Consider the following 15,242-nt stretch of genomic DNA (forward strand, 5'->3'; position numbering starts at 1 on the left):
GATGGAACTGGTCCGTGTACAAAACTATGAAGAAATGTGTGATCTGGCGGCTGAACGAATCATCCGGGTTGTAAAGGAAACGGAGTCTCCCGTGCTGGGACTTGCGACCGGCGCGACCCCCACCGGTGTTTATGAAAAACTGGTTTCGGACCACCGGCAAAACGGTACTTCCTACCGGCATGTCACCACCTTCAATTTGGATGAGTATGTCGGGTTGGGACCTGAGGATGCAACCAGTTATTTCTTCTACATGATGGAACATCTCTTTCGCCATATCGATATTCCTGTCGGCCAAACCCATATTCCGGATGGCTTGGCAAAAAATCCGGAAGAGGAATGTGTGCGTTATGAGCGGGAGATCGAAGAACACGGAGGCATCGATTTGCAAATTTTGGGGATCGGCAGAAATGGGCATATCGGATTTAATGAACCCGGAACCCCTTTTTCCTCCAAGACCCACGTGGTGAAGTTGACGGAATCGACCCGGGAAGCCAACCGTCCTTTTTTTGATGCGAAGGATCAGGTTCCCACCCATGCGATCACAATGGGGCTTTCGACCATTATGAAAAGCAAAAAGATTGTCTTGCTTGCCAACGGGAAGATGAAAGCCCCGGTCTTGCACCGGCTGTTTACCATGGACGAGCCGTCCCCGGAATTGCCGGCTTCCATTTTGAAACAACATCCGAATGTCACCATCATTGCCGATGAAGAGGCTTTGTCCCTGGACGACCGTGGATGAGCTGCCCGGCATGCGGACCCGGCGTTAGCGGGTTTTCTGCTTGCGCCGGGGTTTTTTATTGGTCGAAGCGGCATTGGCGGGGAGGATGGGTCACGAAAGCCTGAATGCTCGGCTGTCTCAATGTGTGTCCGTGGCTCCATTCCAAGTATTCAACTTTCACCGTGATGGCCGGCTTCAGCCAAAGTGTGTTTTTCATCCGGGAAGGCGGATTGACAAAAGGCATGTTCTCCTGCACAACAGGTTGAATCATGCGGGTCAGCGTTTTCCAATCTTCGTGAGTCAATTTGCCGGTTCCTGCGTGTCCGATATACCAAAGCCGGTCCTTTTCATCATATAATCCGAGCAGAAGGGAACGGGCCACGGAATCGCGTACAACGACGCCCCCCACCACCGCAATCAAATCTTGCATATTTTTTTTCTTCTGCCAGCGGTGATCTTTCCCGCCGATGGCATAGGTGCTGTTTTGGTCTTTGAAAACGATTCCTTCCAAGCCGTGTTCTTTCACGGCTTCAAACAGCGCTTTTCCATCTTCATAAGAGGGGACGAGCTGAACAGGACCGGAAGATTCGCAGATTTCATGAAGCAACGCGGTTCTTTCCGAAAGTGGCCGGTGGATGATCCATTGGCCGTCCAAGTATAACAGGTCGAAAACCATATATGTAACCGGAACTTGTTTTTGCACGGTCAAAACCCGGTCGATATTACGAAGGCCGTCTCTTTTCATCACTTCATAAAAAGAAGGTTTCCCGTCTTTTAATGCGATGACTTCCCCGTCCAATATTGCCGATTTGGCTCTTAAGGATTGATCCAAATGCTGAAGCTCGGGATAATGAAACGTCCGTTCATTTTTTTTGCGGTTAAAAAGTTTGATTTCGTTTCTGTTCCGGTATGCCAGGATGCGGACGCCGTCCCATTTCACTTGCGCGATCCATTGTTTTCCTTGCGGGAAGTCATCCGTTGTTACCGGTTCAAACGGGATGATTGGCTTCAAATCCATGCGAAAGCCTCCTTTTTTCCTATTTTTTGCGGGTTTTAAAAAAGGACACCTCCCAATAAAAGGGAAGTGTCCTTTCGTCAATAGCCGCGTCTTCTGTCCCGGCGCCGGTCCCGGGGAAAGTAAGGAGGCCGGAAAACCGGGGAAAACGGTGGAAACAAAATCGGCGGATAGACCGGATAGAACGGGGGATAATAAGGTGGCCAGAAGGGTGAAAAAGGCGGGTAAAAACCCCGTTGTTTGGTTTCAATTTCATTTTCTTCGGTATCCATCCATTCCTTATCATGATGATACATACGAAATCTCCTCCTTAACGGGTGATGAAGTTAAAACGGGCCGAACCGTCCAAAAGGGCGGAAGAAAGGAAAAAATCCAAAATAAAAAAAGGGACGCGGGTAAATGAAGGGAGCTCCGAAAAACGGCCCCGGGAAAAATTGAGATGCATGGATGGGTTCCTGCTCCAACCCGGATGCCACAAATTCTGCAGAATCATCATGAAGCGGCTGATTGGCAGATTCCAACACGTTTCATTCCTCCTGTTTGCTCGGGTTTCAGGGTTTGTTATAAACTATGCGTTTATCACGTCCCGGGTCATTGTCCAATGAAAAATAGGCATTTGAACGGGGAGGTCACATGGCTGAAAAAGAGCGATACGTCCAAGTTGACGGACGGGAATTAAAGATCACCAATCCGGATAAAATCTGGTTTCCTGAAGCAGGGATCAAAAAGTGGGATTTTATTTTGTATTGCGCCCGTCTGGCATCCTATCTCCTGCCTTATTGCAAGGATCGTTTGCTGACAACGATCCGTTTTCCGGACGGGGTGAATCATGATTCGTTTTATCAGAAAAACGCGCCTTTTTACCGCCCGGATTGGGTAGAGACCAGCAAGGCAGGGGATATTGAATATATTTTGCTCAATAATGTCCCGACATTGATTTGGCTCGCAAACCTGGCTTGTCTGGAATACCATGTTTCTTTTCACCGGGTGGATCGCCCGGTTCCCACCGAGTTGGTGTTTGACCTGGATCCCAGTGCTCCCGGATTTGAAAAAGTGGCGGAAGTGGCGTGGTTGATCAAGGAAGTACTGGAGAAAATGGGGTTATCCGGATTGGTGAAAACCTCCGGCGCAACGGGACTTCAAATTTATGTCCCGATCGAACCGGTTTACTCTTATGAAGAAACAAGGAAAATCGGGGAATTGATCGCACATTATTTGACCGAACTTCATCCCCGGTTGGTCACGGTGGAACGCCTGGTCAAAAAGCGGGGAGACAAGGTTTATATTGATTATCTGCAGCATTGGCACAACAAAACGTTAATTGCGCCCTATTCGCCGCGGGCCGTGCCGGAAGCAACGGTTTCGACGCCGCTGGAGTGGGAGGAACTCCAAACACTTCGTTCGCCCAAGGAATGGACGCTGCTCAACATTTTTGACCGTTTGAAAGAAAAAGGGGATTTGTTTGAACCGGTTTTATCCGGTGAAAGACAACGATTGGATGCGATTCTTCAGTTTATTGAAAAACGCAAACTGTAAAAAGGAAATCGGTCGTGTTATCTTAATATTGATGTGCATTTTTACTTGAATGGTGAGGAGGAAAATGATTGAAACGGATATTCATTAACGGCACGATCATCACCCTGGTGGAAGGACAAGAAGTGATTGAACAAGGAGCCATGGGTGTGGATGGCACCGATATTACATATATAGGTCCGGTTCCGGGAGAAGACGAACTGGCTTCCTATGATGAAGTCATCGATTGCCGGGGACGCGCGATCATGCCCGGGCTTGTCAATACACACGGACATGCGGCCATGACGTTGCTCAGAGGGTATGCCGATGATCTTCCGTTACAAACGTGGCTGGAAGAAAAAATGTGGCCGCTGGAAGCCAGGTTTACAGCAAAACAAGTTTCGGCCGGAACGGCCTTGGCGGTCGCGGAAATGATAAAATCCGGGACCACATGTTTTGTGGATATGTATGACCATATGGATGAAGTGGCCAAAATCACGATGGAATCCGGGATGCGCGCCCGGCTGTGCCGCGGTTCCATCGGACTTTGCAGTGAAGAAGAACAAAAACAGAAACTGAATGAAGCCGTGCAATTCGCCAAGGATTGGAACGGACAAGCAGACGGGAGAATCACCACCATGCTGGCGCCGCATGCCCCTTACACCTGTTCACCGGATTACATCCGCCAATTTGTGGAAAAAGCGGCTGAACTTTCGTTGCCGCTGCATACCCATATGTCGGAAACCGCGAAAGAAGTGGAACAAAATGTGAGGGATTACGGTGTCCGGCCGGTGGAACATTTGCGCCGTTTGGGCTTTTTTGATCAGCCGGCGTTGGTGGCGCATGCCGTGCATGTGACGGATGAGGAGATTGATATTCTGGCTTCTTATGATGTCAAAGTCGCTCACAACCCGGAAAGCAATTTGAAGTTGGGAAGCGGTATTGCTCCCATTCCGAAAATGCTTGAAAAAGGCATCCGTCCCGGATTGGCCACGGACGGGGCGGCCAGTAACAACAATTTGGATTTGTTTGAAGAGATGCATATCGCGGCAATGATCCATAAAGGCGCTCATGAAAATTCGGTGCTGGTTCCTGCGATGACGGCGTTGAAAATGGCTACCTTGTATGGGGCGGAATGCGCCTTTTTGGAAAAAGAAACCGGATCCTTGGAAGTTGGAAAGAAAGCGGATTTTGTGGTGTTGGATTTGTCAGGGCCCCATATGCAGCCTTTGCATGATGTGGTATCGCATATTGTGTATTCGGCGAACCGGAATGATGTTTTGGATGTCTACATTGACGGAAAACCGGTCATGCGGAACCGGGAATTGCTGACCTTGGATGAAGAAAAAATCAAATTTGAAGCCAATCGGGCCATTCAGGAGATCTTATAAGAAAAAGCCGCCAATAATTGGCATCATTGGCAGCGAAAAGAGATTTGGCGAAGGGGAATAGGCAGGAGTTTCTAAGTCATACTAAGAACAAATCAAATTTCCATATCAATATCCAAATGGAAGCGCAAGGGAATGTCTGTATTTCTTTCTTGCCATTCCCGTTTTTGAGCAGCAGGGGAAGCCCATGTCTCCGCGGGTAAAAAGGTGGACAGCTGTTTCCATTCCTCTTCGGTCAACCGGTTTTGTAACTCTTTGTAAACCCAATCGGGATAAAGGGAAGGGGTTGTCATTTCCTTCACCTCCCTTGTTGGTGTTAGTATCACCGGAGATAAACCGTTTATGATTAGCACATTTTGCCCGTCTGCAAAATTCGCGGCGGACGGCTTTTGGCATGAAATGGTTTGAGAACCCGACGGTTCTTGAACCATTTTTTCTTTTCGGGATAAAAAACAAGGAAATGACGTAAGTATGTTGAAAGGAGGTGTCGCATGAAACCGTTCTGTTGCATTTTGTTGTTTTCCCTGTTGTGGTTCTGTTCCGGTTGCGGGACAGAAGCGAACAAGCCTTCTCCAGCGGAAATCAAGCGTGCGGAGCAAAGCCGGCTTCAGCAAGAACTTCAGCACCTGATCCACCGTGCGGAGCAAAAAAAGCATTACGCGTTTTGCTTGCAAATACAAAATTCCAAACAAAAAGAAGAATACAAAGGAATGCAAAATGGGGAAAATTGGGTGATTTTGGATACGCAGGAACACAAAGTCATGGAAAGAAAAAAAGAAAAGGTTTGGGCATATCATTCAGGAAAAAAGGAAGAAATGACACCGGAACAAGCCGGTTTGGTTTCGTTGAAAGACCATTTGCGGTTTATCGGACAGGTTTATGGAGAGATTGAAAAGAATCCGGACGCAAAAAGGATGAAAGTATCCGTCGATTCGGCGAAGTTAACCCGTAATTTCAAACAGCGCGTCAATGACGGGGCCGAACAAGTGTTGTTTCCGGTTTATGAAGAGATGGAAATTTATTATGAGTTGATTTACACCGGACCGCAAATGGATCTGAAACGAATGATTTTGCATGTGCATGACAAAAAGCAAGTCAAACAAACCTTGACTTATGAGATTGAGGGGTAAAGACAGCATCACCGGAATGCTGTCTTTTTTTATTGGAATGGATTGTCAATACGATCATATATAAAAAATGTTATACTTTTTATGTATTTGTGTATGTCGTTTTAGAAAGGAGCGTGGCGTGTGAAAAATAAAAAAATCATTTTCATCAGTTGCTTGGTCACGCTTGTTTTATTGTTTGGCGGTTTTTGGGGATACCAAGAGCTGCTGGTGAAAAGACCGGTTGTTTCCATGATTGAAAAACAAACCGGGATGATGCTGAGAAACATCGATGTTTATCCATCTGACATAGAAATTGAACTGGAAATGAACCGTCCCGACCAAAAGGTCTTCACAAGAAAGGCTCCGGATTTAATCCGACGGATTCAGGAAAAAAACAAGCATCGTTCTCTTCATGTGAAATGGAAAGACCGTCCCAATGAGAAGTTGCTGGTTGCTTGGGATCAAATGATCTTTGGGATCCGGGAAGGCTTGGAAACGCAAAAATATACGGAAATTCCTGAAACCATCGGGAAATGGGCGGACAAGTACGATTTGGGATACGGCGTCAAAATGAATGAAGATGCGGTTTATATTTTGCTTTATGACGGAGATCATTATTTAACCCGTGTGATGCATGTCAAATCTGCGCAGAAAGGAGGCGACAATGTTGATTAAGCCGGTTTTGGCGGGAGCGGGAGCAGCTCTCGTTATTTTTCTTCTTTATCTCGGGGTGGATCCGCTGCCGGTTTTGGTTTTGGCGGTGATCGGCGGAACGGTTTATTTTCAGCGCACCCGCATGGCGCAAAGGACAGGGAAGGTTTTTGAAAAGAAAAAAACAACATCTGTGATTCCCACCATTGATTTTGACGAGATCGGCGGACAAAACCGGGCCAAAAATGAGCTGAAGGAAGCCCTCCAATTTTTGATCGACCGCAAAAAAATCGCTCAATTTGGAATTCGTCCGATCAAGGGGATTTTGCTCACCGGTCCTCCCGGAACGGGGAAAACGCTGATGGCCAAAGCGGCCGCCCACTACACGGATTCGGTTTTCGTCAGCGCTTCCGGCAGTGAATTTGTGGAAATGTATGTCGGAGTCGGGGCGAAACGCGTTCGCTCGTTGTTTGAAAACGCCCGTTTAAAAGCAAAGAAAAATAAAAAGTCATCCGCCATTATCTTTATTGATGAAATTGATGTCATCGGCGGGAAACGGGATGGCGGCCAACAGCGCGAATACGACCAAACGCTCAATCAATTGTTGACCGAAATGGACGGGATCCGGTCCGATCAGGATGTGCAGCTCTTGATTGTGGCAGCCACCAACCGGAAAGATATCCTGGATCCGGCACTCCTTCGTCCGGGACGGTTTGACCGTCATATCCAAGTCGATTTGCCGGATAAAAACGCAAGGTTAAAAATTCTTCAATTGCACACCAGAAACAAAACGTTGCACCCGGATGTGTCATTGGAAAAAATCGCATCCGAAACTTTCGGGTTTTCCGGTGCACAATTGGAAAGCCTGACAAATGAAGCAGCGATTTACGCTTTGCGCGACAAGCAAACCGAAATCGGACAAGCACATTTTGCCTCCGCCATTGACAAAGTGCTGATGGGGGAGCAGACCGACCGGGAAGCCGGCGAAGAGGAAAAAGAACGGGTGGCGGTTCATGAAATGGGTCACGCGATTGTTTCGGAACGGGTAAGACCCGGATCTGTTTCGGAGATCACCTTGACTCCCCGCGGGCAAGCCCTGGGTTATGTGCGTCAAAAACCGGGACAGGACCGGCTTTTGTATACCCGGGAGGATCTGGAAGAAAGCATTCGTGTCTGTCTGGCCGGAGCGGCTGCGGAGGAACATGTTTACGGCCAAAAGAGCACCGGGGCCAAGAATGATTATGAGCAAGCTTACCGTTATGCCCGGCAATTGATTGAAGCCGGTCTGTCGGATCTCGGGATCATTCACCCCGAGTGGACGGACAAGCAGGCAATGTACACGGAAGCCAAGAAAATATTGGATCAACTGTATCAGGAAACTTTGAACGACATTGTGCAATTTTCTTTCATGTTTCAGGATGCATTGCGCATTTTATTAGAAGAAGTGTTATCTGGTGAAGTGTTATCTGGTGACGATTTTCGGAAAATGTTAAAGAAATATGCTGCAAGAACTGTTAAAATAGATCAAGTTAGGTAAAAGATGAAAGGAGTACTTATTGTGGCAAGCATACAAAACATCGCAGTCATCGGTGGCGGAACCATGGGACGCGGCATTGCCGAATTGATTGCGTCCAAAGGTTTTGACACCACCATTATTGAACAAAACGATGAATTGGCCAAAGAAGCGTATGACTATATCGAGATGAGCCTGGACAAGAAATTGTCGAAATGGGGCATTACGCTTGCTGAAAAGAAAATGACCCTTTCCCGACTGCATGTCACCAGTGACATGAATGTGTTAAAAGAAGCGGATTTTGTGATTGAATCGGTTTACGAAGACATGAAGACAAAAATTCAAGTTTTTGAACAATGTGATAAACTGTGCCGTCCTGAAGTCGTTTTAGCCAGTAACACATCGACCCTCAGCTTGACGGAGATTGCGGCTGCGACCAATCGCCCTCAGAATGTGATTGGTCTTCATTTTGTGCATCCGGTTCCCCGGACACCGCTTGTAGAGATGGTGCGCGGCTTGAAAACCTCGCAACAAACCGTGGAAACCGTGATGGAGTTGCTGCCGAAACTGGAAATCAAAGGGGTTGAAGTATACGAATCTCCCGGTTTTGTCACGACCCGTCTGATTGTTCTTTTGATCAATGAGGCGATTTACACCTTGATGGAAGGAGTCGCCAGCGAGAAAGACATTGACCGGGCCATGAAAAGCGGATATCACTTCGACAAGGGTCCGTTGGAAATGGCGGACCACTTCGGTTTGGATTCGATTTTGGCGGCTTTGGAACGCCTTTACCGTGAATTTGGCGATATTAAATATCGTCCCGCACCACTGTTGAAAAAAATGGTCCGTGCCGGGCATTTGGGAGTGAAAACCGGGGAAGGATTTTTCCGGTATGATGAAGACGGTGAACGTATCGACAAGGAGGAGCAGCAATGAAGATTTTAGTCATCAACTGTGGCAGTTCGTCCATCAAATATCAGCTGTTTGACATGCAGGACGAGTCCGTCTTGGCCACCGGATTGGTTGAAAAGATCGGGACGGAAAGTTCGATTATCAAACATCAGGTGCCGGAAAAAGAAGAACTGGTGATTGCCAGCGAGATTCTGGATCACCGGGTTGGTATGAAAAAAGTGCTAGATTTGTTGATGGATCCGGAAGACGGTGTGATCAAAAGCGCTGAAGAAGTGGCGGCCGTCGGGCACCGCGTGGTTCACGGGGGAGAAAACTTCTCCAGTTCGGTGGTGATCGACAGCAATGTGCGCCGGGCCATCCGGGAAACCATCGATTTGGCTCCTTTGCACAATCCGCCGAACCTGCTCGGCATTGACGCGGCCCAGGCCCAACTTCCGCATGCCGTCCATGTTGCCGTTTTTGACACGGCTTTTCATCAAACCATGCCCGATTATGCCTACATGTACCCGCTTCCTTATGTCTTGTATCGGAAATATAAAATTCGCCGTTATGGTTTCCACGGGACTTCGCACAAGTATGTTTCGGAACAGGCTTCCAAATTCCTCGGACGTCCGCTGGATGAACTGAAAATTGTCTCTTGTCATATCGGGAACGGAGCCAGCATTACCGCTGTTCAAAACGGAAAATCGGTGGATACAAGCATGGGGATGACTCCACTGGAAGGTTTGATGATGGGAACACGCAGCGGGGATATCGATCCGGCAATCGTTCCTTTTGTCATTACAAAAGAAGATCTGACCCTTGCCGAAGTCAATTCCATGATGAACAAGCACAGCGGATTGCTGGGGATTTCCGGAATTTCCGGAGATATGCGCGAAGTGACCGAAGCCATGGAAAACGGGAATGATTATGCGCGTCTGGCCATTGATATGTATGTCTATAAAATCAAAAAGACCATCGGGGCTTATATTGCCGCCATGAACGGCGTGGATGTCATTCTCTTTACCGCCGGGGTCGGCGAAAATGCAGCATTGATCCGGGAAAGAGTATGTGAAGGGCTTACCTTCTTCGGTGTGGAACTGGATCCGGCATTAAATGCCGAACGCAGCAAAAAAGAGCGCCGGATCAGTACGCAGCGGTCCAAAGTGGATGTCCTGGTCATCCCGACCAATGAAGAATTGATGATCGCAAGAGAAACACAAGCACTGGTTCAATAAGGGATGTTCATGATAAGATGGATAATGGTGAAAGGATAGATTGCCAGACTGCAGAACAGGGGAGGGGCCCGATCTTGAAACTTTCAAAACGTGTGCAACAGTTGGCGCCGTCGCCGACACTTGCGATTACTGCCAAAGCAAAAGCCTTGAAACAACAAGGGCATGATGTGATTGGCCTGGGAGCCGGTGAACCGGATTTTAATACACCGGAACACATCATTGAAGCAGCCAAAGCTGCAATGGACAACGGGTTTACCAAATATACGGCAACAGGCGGGATCCCTGAGCTGAAAGAAGCCATTGCAAACAAGTTGAAAAAGGATAACGGGTTGACTTACAAACCCGGCCAAATTATTGTGACCGTCGGGGCGAAGCACGCGCTTTACAATCTGTTCCAAGCTTTACTGGATGAAGGGGACGAAGTCATTATCCCGGCCCCCTACTGGGTCAGTTATATCGAACAGGTGAAACTGGCCCAAGGAAAGCCGGTGGTGATCGAGGGAACAGAAGAGCAGGGGTTTAAGATCACACCTCAACAATTGCAAGAAGCCATTACTCCGCGGACGAAAGCGTTGATTCTAAACAGCCCGTCCAACCCGACCGGCATGGTTTATACGGAGGATGAGTTGCGTGCAATTGGAAAAGTCTGCATTGACCGGGACATCCTCATCATTTCGGATGAAATTTATGAACATCTGATCTATGATCCGGACAAAAAACATGTCAGCATGGCCGGTCTGGGCCCGGATTATTATGATCATACGGTCATCATCAACGGGGTTTCCAAATCTTATTCCATGACCGGATGGCGGATCGGATTTGCTGCGGGGCCGGAACCGCTCATCAAAGCCATGAACGGAATTTCCGACCACAGCACATCCAATCCCACTTCCATTGCGCAATATGCCGCTTTGGAAGCTTTGTCGGGGACACAGGAACCCATTCAAGAAATGAAAAAAGCTTTTAAAGAACGCCGCGATTACGTGGTGGAACGCTTGAATAAAATTCCGGGCTTTGTTTGTCTGAAGCCGGCGGGTGCGTTTTATGCGTTTGTCAATATCCGGCAGGCGCTCGAAAACTCCGGCGGACGTTACAAAAACCCGGATGAGTGGGCGGCGGATTTGTTGGAAATCGAACGGGTTGCCGTGGTTCCGGGTTCCGGTTTCGGTTCCAAGGATCATATCCGTATCTCTTACGCCACCTCTTTGGAACAATTGGAAAAGGCTTTGGACCGGATCGAACGGTTCGTTACCCAATCCCAAGCATGAAAAAAAGGCTGTTGACCATGGTCAACAGCCTTTTTGCCATCCATCGGAATCGTTTGGGTGACAACAATCTAAATCCTTGCCGGCATCGTATAAATTACAAAACTTCACGAATCAAGCTGATCACTTTGCCGAGAATTTTCACACTGGGCAATAAGATCGGCGAAAGGGTGTCATTTTCAGGTTGCAAACGAATATGATCTTTTTCCTTAAAAAAACGTTTGACCGTTGCTTCCCCTTCAGGGGTCATGGCCACGACGATGTCGCCGTTTTCGGCGGTCGGTTGCTGACGCACGACCACATAATCCCCGTCCAAAATTCCGGCATTGATCATGCTGTCCCCGCGCACGGATAAGAGAAACACGGGATCATCTTGTCCGACGAGCCGTCTTGGAAGCGGATAATAATCTTCAATGTTTTCAATGGCTGTAATCGGCTCGCCCGCCGTCACTTTACCGACCAGCGGGACCATGACGGTTTCCACGCCTTTGGTGTAGATTTCAGGACGATGTAAAAGCTCGATGGCACGGGGTTTGGTCGGGTCACGCCGGATATATCCCTTTTTTTCAAGACGAGCCAGGTGTCCATGCACGGTGGAACTGGAGGCAAGACCCACGGCTTCGCCGATTTCCCGAACGGAAGGCGGGTATCCTTTTTCGGCCACTTCTTTTTGGATATAGTCTAAAATGGCTTTTTGCCTGGGTGAGAGTTTGTCCACGTTTTCATCCCCCTTTGATCACATTCACCCGCTCCACATTGACATATCTTCTACTAGTATACATGAACAATGGAAAAAGAACAAACATTTGCAGAATGTTTGTTCTTAAAACACAGTTTATAACATTTGATCCAGCCGGTCGAGTGCTTCATCCTTTTCCGTATTGATGACGTGGGTGTAAATCTGGGTGGTTTGAATATTGGAATGCCCCAGGATTTCTTGCACCACCCGCAGGTTTTCCCCGTTGGACAAAAGAAGAGTGGCCAGGGTATGGCGCAATTTATGCGGGGAAATGGAAGCTGCCTTCGGTGGAAGGTTGGCTTCGCGCACGTATTTGCTGATAATATCCGAGATGCCTTTCCGGCTGATGCGCTGATAGTTTTTATTGAGAAACAAGGCTTGCTGATGTTCCCGTGATGCTTTGTTTTCAGGGCGGACGGTCAAATAATTTTTCAACGCTTGTTTGGCCGTCTCATTCAATTTGAGCATCCGTTCTTTTCCGCCTTTGCCCAGGATGATCACCCGCATGACTTCGCCGTCGGACTGGATACTGTTCAGGTTTAATTGAATCAGCTCGGACACCCGCATTCCGGTGTTCAAAAACAGGAGAAGAATGGCCAGATCGCGTCTTTCCATCCATTCCGGGCTTTTGGTGTTTTTCTTTTGATGGTACGTTTTGACGGCGCGAAGAAGGCGCAGGGCCTCTTCTTTGGTCAGAAAGACGGGCACTTTTTGGCGCGAACGGCTTCTCAGTGAAGCATCTTCGTATTCTGCCATCGGATTTTGGTTCAGCACGTGCGTTTTGACCAGAAAACGAAAGAGAGAGCGCAACGAAGCGCGCTTTCTTTGTTTGCCGCTCTGGGAGTTTTCCCGGAAGTGTGTCCGGGTGATCCACTCCTCCTTGATTTTCCCGGTTTTCGGGTCTTTTTTCTTTCTTAAGATATGTACGGTTCGTTCATAGCCGTTTTCTATCTGCCGGAAAAAACGTTTGATGATCATCGGATCCACTTGCTCGATCGTTTTGTTGATGGAATTAAGATAATCAAAAAAGAGTGCAAAATCATAGGCATAATTCGCAATGGTTTGTTTTGAACGTTCGGCGCTGATCATCTCGAGAAAAAATTCTTGCACTTCTGCAGGAAACTGAGAAATGATCCGATTGATGTTTTCTGGCAGTTTGCGTGATTTAAACACAGGTTTCAAGCCGAATCCACCTCCTGTTTCCGGAAAGTCAATGTCATTATTCTACCATAAAGAATGGAAGGTGATTTGACTTATGAGGTCAGGATCATCTATAATATCTATCCGGGTGTGGGAAAACACCCGTTTTTTTAATGACCACAATTCCATTTTATATGATAAACGACATCGATCTTTTTGTGTCACGCAACTCGTTGCGTGGCGGGTGGGTGAGGGAACATCTCAAAGGAATAGAAAGGCAAGATGGATCGATCAACATTGAAAGTTGAGATCATTGCAGGAGTGACTTCCTTTTTCACGACAGCCTATATTCTGCTTGTTAATCCACTGATTTTGAAAGATGCCGGAATTCCGTTGGGAGCAGGATTGATGGCCACCATTTGCGCTTCCGTCTTCGGTTGTTTGATCATGGGATGGTTTGCCAAAGCTCCGGTTATCCTGGTTCCCGGAATGGGAGTCAATGCATTTTTCAGTTACACCATTGTGCAATCTTTTGGCCTTTCGTGGAAGCAAGGGTTGGCTGTGGTGATTCTCTCCGGGTTTTGCTTTTTCGTCGCCAGTGTGACATCCTGGGGCGATAAGCTTGTCACCGGGGTCCCGGATTCGTTGAAGCACGGAATCACAGCAGGGATTGGTTTCTTGCTGACCTTTATCGGTTTGCAAAAAGGGATGATCATCCGACCGAGTGAAATCAACGTGGTTCAACTGGGGGATTTTTCTCATCCGGTAACCCTCGCCACGATTCTGGGACTTGTTGTCACGCTGTTTTTGTTTGTCCGGGGAACCAGAGGAGGCATGTTGATCGGGCTGATCATCACCAGCTTGCTGACGATGATCCTGACCGGTGATTTTCGTCCCCGGGCAACTGATGTGAAGCTGCAAGATTATGTCCATCTGTTTGCTGCGGCAGAGTTCAGCTTTTGGCAGATCCCGTTTTGGCTTTCCGTTTTTTCGATGACCATGATTGTGGTTTTTGAAAACATGGGCTTATTAAGCGGTATGCTGCCGGATGCAAAAAAATTTCCGCGGGCTTATCAGGTGGTGGCGGTATCCACGCTCACATCCGGTATCTTTGGAACGAGCCCGACGGTGGCATCGGCTGAAAGCTCAGCCGGAATCGCGGAAGGGGGAAGAACGGGCGTTCCGGCTCTGGTTGCAGCCGGGTTGTTTGCCCTTTCCGTTTTGATGCTGCCAGTCATCAGCATGATTCCGGAAAATGCAGTTGCTCCTGTATTGATGGTGATTGGCGCGCTGATGATGAAAAGCGTGGAAGAGATTCCCTTCCATGATTTTTCAGAAGGGTTTCCCGCTTTTTTGATCATCGCCGGAATCCCGCTTACGGGCAGTATCGCGGACGGGTTGGCGTTGGGATTCATCGCATACCCGTTGATCAAAGCCGCAAGCGGAAAATGGAAACAGGTTTCGCGCTTGATTTATATGACAGCGGGACTGTTTTTAATCTATTTTGTTGCATCCGCATGGATGATGCATTAAAAAAGAGGCCGGATCCGGCCTCTTTTTTTGTGTGATGACATTTCATCACGGGTGAGGAGATTTCTTGAGGAAACAAAAAATGAGCCGGGACAGCCGGACGGGGCACTTGTGTGCCGTTTCAGGTTGCCCTGTCCGGAAAGATTCCGGGCGGGGCGGATTCAAACGAATGTAATCCAAGGTGGCATTTGTTTTTGCCGGCGGTGGATTCATGATGGGGACGGGGAGGGAAAACACGAGAAAAAATGTCAACAAAAAGCCGAGGGAGAAGACGAGAATGACCGATATTTTTTTTGGCAATCATAGTTTTTCTCCTTTTCATCCCGATAATGGATCATTCGTAAGGAGAAATTATTTTTTGTTTATTTCCACTATTCAAAATTAAATTCAAGTTCCAACGGAATGGAACCAATCCCCGTTAATCCCGTTGAATGCAGGTGAATGCAGGCATTTCATCCAAAAAGTTTTCGTTTGCACGAAACATCAATGGAACATCAGTAAAAACTAGTTTGCAACACAAATAAAAAATTCTT

15 protein-coding genes are annotated in these 15,242 nt (G+C 47.8%); 10 read left to right on the plus strand and 5 right to left on the minus strand.

Annotated elements, in window-relative coordinates; genetic code table 11:
- Position 1: 1 nt before the first annotated feature.
- Positions 2–739 carry a glucosamine-6-phosphate deaminase gene (nagB, locus tag I8U21_RS08160; RefSeq protein ID WP_049720139.1) on the plus strand — a complete coding sequence of 246 codons (738 nt, stop codon included), beginning with the start codon at positions 2–4 and terminating at the stop codon, positions 737–739.
- A 55-nt stretch (positions 740–794) separates the two neighbouring features.
- Here the strand turns inward: nagB and I8U21_RS08165 are convergent, their stop codons facing one another.
- Positions 795–1,736 (minus strand): ATP-dependent DNA ligase, encoded by a 942-nt coding sequence (locus I8U21_RS08165; RefSeq protein WP_049720069.1) that lies wholly within the window; start codon positions 1,734–1,736, stop codon positions 795–797.
- A gap of 77 nt (positions 1,737–1,813) precedes the next feature.
- Positions 1,814–2,029, minus strand: coding sequence for a hypothetical protein (locus tag I8U21_RS08170; RefSeq protein ID WP_062842987.1), 216 nt, complete (start codon positions 2,027–2,029; stop codon positions 1,814–1,816).
- A 337-nt stretch (positions 2,030–2,366) separates the two neighbouring features.
- On the opposite strand from I8U21_RS08170, the gene ligD reads away from it, so the two are divergent.
- On the plus strand, positions 2,367–3,269 hold the full coding sequence (gene ligD / locus I8U21_RS08175) for a non-homologous end-joining DNA ligase (protein WP_062842988.1): 903 nt from the start codon (positions 2,367–2,369) through the stop codon (positions 3,267–3,269).
- A 68-nt stretch (positions 3,270–3,337) separates the two neighbouring features.
- Positions 3,338–4,636 (plus strand): amidohydrolase, encoded by a 1,299-nt coding sequence (locus I8U21_RS08180; RefSeq protein WP_232333964.1) that lies wholly within the window; start codon positions 3,338–3,340, stop codon positions 4,634–4,636.
- A 92-nt stretch (positions 4,637–4,728) separates the two neighbouring features.
- On the opposite strand, the gene I8U21_RS08185 is transcribed toward I8U21_RS08180, so the two are convergent.
- Entirely contained in the window at positions 4,729–4,926 is a 198-nt protein-coding gene (locus tag I8U21_RS08185; protein ID WP_037995397.1) for a hypothetical protein, read from the minus strand.
- A gap of 198 nt (positions 4,927–5,124) precedes the next feature.
- Here I8U21_RS08185 and I8U21_RS08190 point away from each other — a divergent pair, with 198 nt between their 5' ends.
- From I8U21_RS08190 to I8U21_RS08215, 6 genes are all read left to right on the plus strand, one after another.
- Positions 5,125–5,763: a hypothetical protein gene (locus I8U21_RS08190; RefSeq protein WP_198052542.1), complete on the plus strand. Its 639-nt coding sequence runs from the start codon at positions 5,125–5,127 to the stop codon at positions 5,761–5,763.
- 120 nt (positions 5,764–5,883) lie between these two features.
- Positions 5,884–6,417, plus strand: coding sequence for a hypothetical protein (locus I8U21_RS08195; RefSeq protein WP_062842992.1), 534 nt, complete (start codon positions 5,884–5,886; stop codon positions 6,415–6,417).
- Entirely contained in the window at positions 6,410–7,930 is a 1,521-nt protein-coding gene (locus I8U21_RS08200) for an AAA family ATPase (RefSeq protein WP_370527055.1), read from the plus strand. The genes I8U21_RS08195 and I8U21_RS08200 overlap by 8 nt, the downstream gene beginning before the upstream one ends.
- A 21-nt stretch (positions 7,931–7,951) precedes the next feature.
- Positions 7,952–8,842, plus strand: a complete 891-nt coding sequence (locus I8U21_RS08205) for a 3-hydroxyacyl-CoA dehydrogenase family protein (protein ID WP_309544774.1) — start codon at positions 7,952–7,954, stop codon at positions 8,840–8,842.
- Complete coding sequence (locus I8U21_RS08210) at positions 8,839–10,035, plus strand: acetate/propionate family kinase (RefSeq protein WP_181732113.1); 1,197 nt, start codon at positions 8,839–8,841, stop codon at positions 10,033–10,035. Before I8U21_RS08205 ends, I8U21_RS08210 begins: the two co-directional genes overlap by 4 nt.
- A gap of 74 nt (positions 10,036–10,109) precedes the next feature.
- Positions 10,110–11,303 (plus strand): pyridoxal phosphate-dependent aminotransferase, encoded by a 1,194-nt coding sequence (locus I8U21_RS08215; RefSeq protein ID WP_181732114.1) that lies wholly within the window; start codon positions 10,110–10,112, stop codon positions 11,301–11,303.
- 94 nt (positions 11,304–11,397) lie between these two features.
- Here the strand turns inward: I8U21_RS08215 and lexA are convergent, their stop codons facing one another.
- Both lexA and I8U21_RS08225 read right to left on the minus strand, forming a co-directional pair.
- Positions 11,398–12,018 carry a transcriptional repressor LexA gene (gene lexA, locus I8U21_RS08220; protein ID WP_181732115.1) on the minus strand — a complete coding sequence of 207 codons (621 nt, stop codon included), beginning with the start codon at positions 12,016–12,018 and terminating at the stop codon, positions 11,398–11,400.
- A 117-nt stretch (positions 12,019–12,135) separates the two neighbouring features.
- Entirely contained in the window at positions 12,136–13,212 is a 1,077-nt protein-coding gene (locus I8U21_RS08225; protein ID WP_236533604.1) for a tyrosine-type recombinase/integrase, read from the minus strand.
- Between the two features lie 249 nt (positions 13,213–13,461).
- Here I8U21_RS08225 and I8U21_RS08230 point away from each other — a divergent pair, with 249 nt between their 5' ends.
- The gene (locus tag I8U21_RS08230; protein WP_049720081.1) at positions 13,462–14,712 is read left to right on the plus strand and encodes an NCS2 family permease; all 1,251 of its coding nucleotides are present in this window, start codon (positions 13,462–13,464) and stop codon (positions 14,710–14,712) included.
- Positions 14,713–15,242: the final 530 nt, after the last annotated feature.

It is taken from the genome of Thermoactinomyces sp. CICC 23799 (assembly GCF_016055145.1).
Classification (GTDB): Bacteria; Bacillota; Bacilli; order Thermoactinomycetales; family Thermoactinomycetaceae; genus Thermoactinomyces; species Thermoactinomyces intermedius.

What these genes read in the sequence shown, in the direction of transcription:
- ligD (WP_062842988.1), top strand. Translation starts at nt 2,367, where the DNA reads ATGGCTGAAAAAGAGCGATACGTCCAAGTTGACGGACGGGAATTAAAG.
- I8U21_RS08170 (WP_062842987.1), bottom strand. Translation starts at nt 2,029, where the DNA reads ATGTATCATCATGATAAGGAATGGATGGATACCGAAGAAAATGAAATT.
- nagB (WP_049720139.1), top strand. Translation starts at nt 2, where the DNA reads ATGGAACTGGTCCGTGTACAAAACTATGAAGAAATGTGTGATCTGGCG.
- I8U21_RS08230 (WP_049720081.1), top strand. Translation starts at nt 13,462, where the DNA reads ATGGATCGATCAACATTGAAAGTTGAGATCATTGCAGGAGTGACTTCC.
- I8U21_RS08185 (WP_037995397.1), bottom strand. Translation starts at nt 4,926, where the DNA reads ATGACAACCCCTTCCCTTTATCCCGATTGGGTTTACAAAGAGTTACAA.
- I8U21_RS08190 (WP_198052542.1), top strand. Translation starts at nt 5,125, where the DNA reads ATGAAACCGTTCTGTTGCATTTTGTTGTTTTCCCTGTTGTGGTTCTGT.
- I8U21_RS08210 (WP_181732113.1), top strand. Translation starts at nt 8,839, where the DNA reads ATGAAGATTTTAGTCATCAACTGTGGCAGTTCGTCCATCAAATATCAG.
- I8U21_RS08165 (WP_049720069.1), bottom strand. Translation starts at nt 1,736, where the DNA reads ATGGATTTGAAGCCAATCATCCCGTTTGAACCGGTAACAACGGATGAC.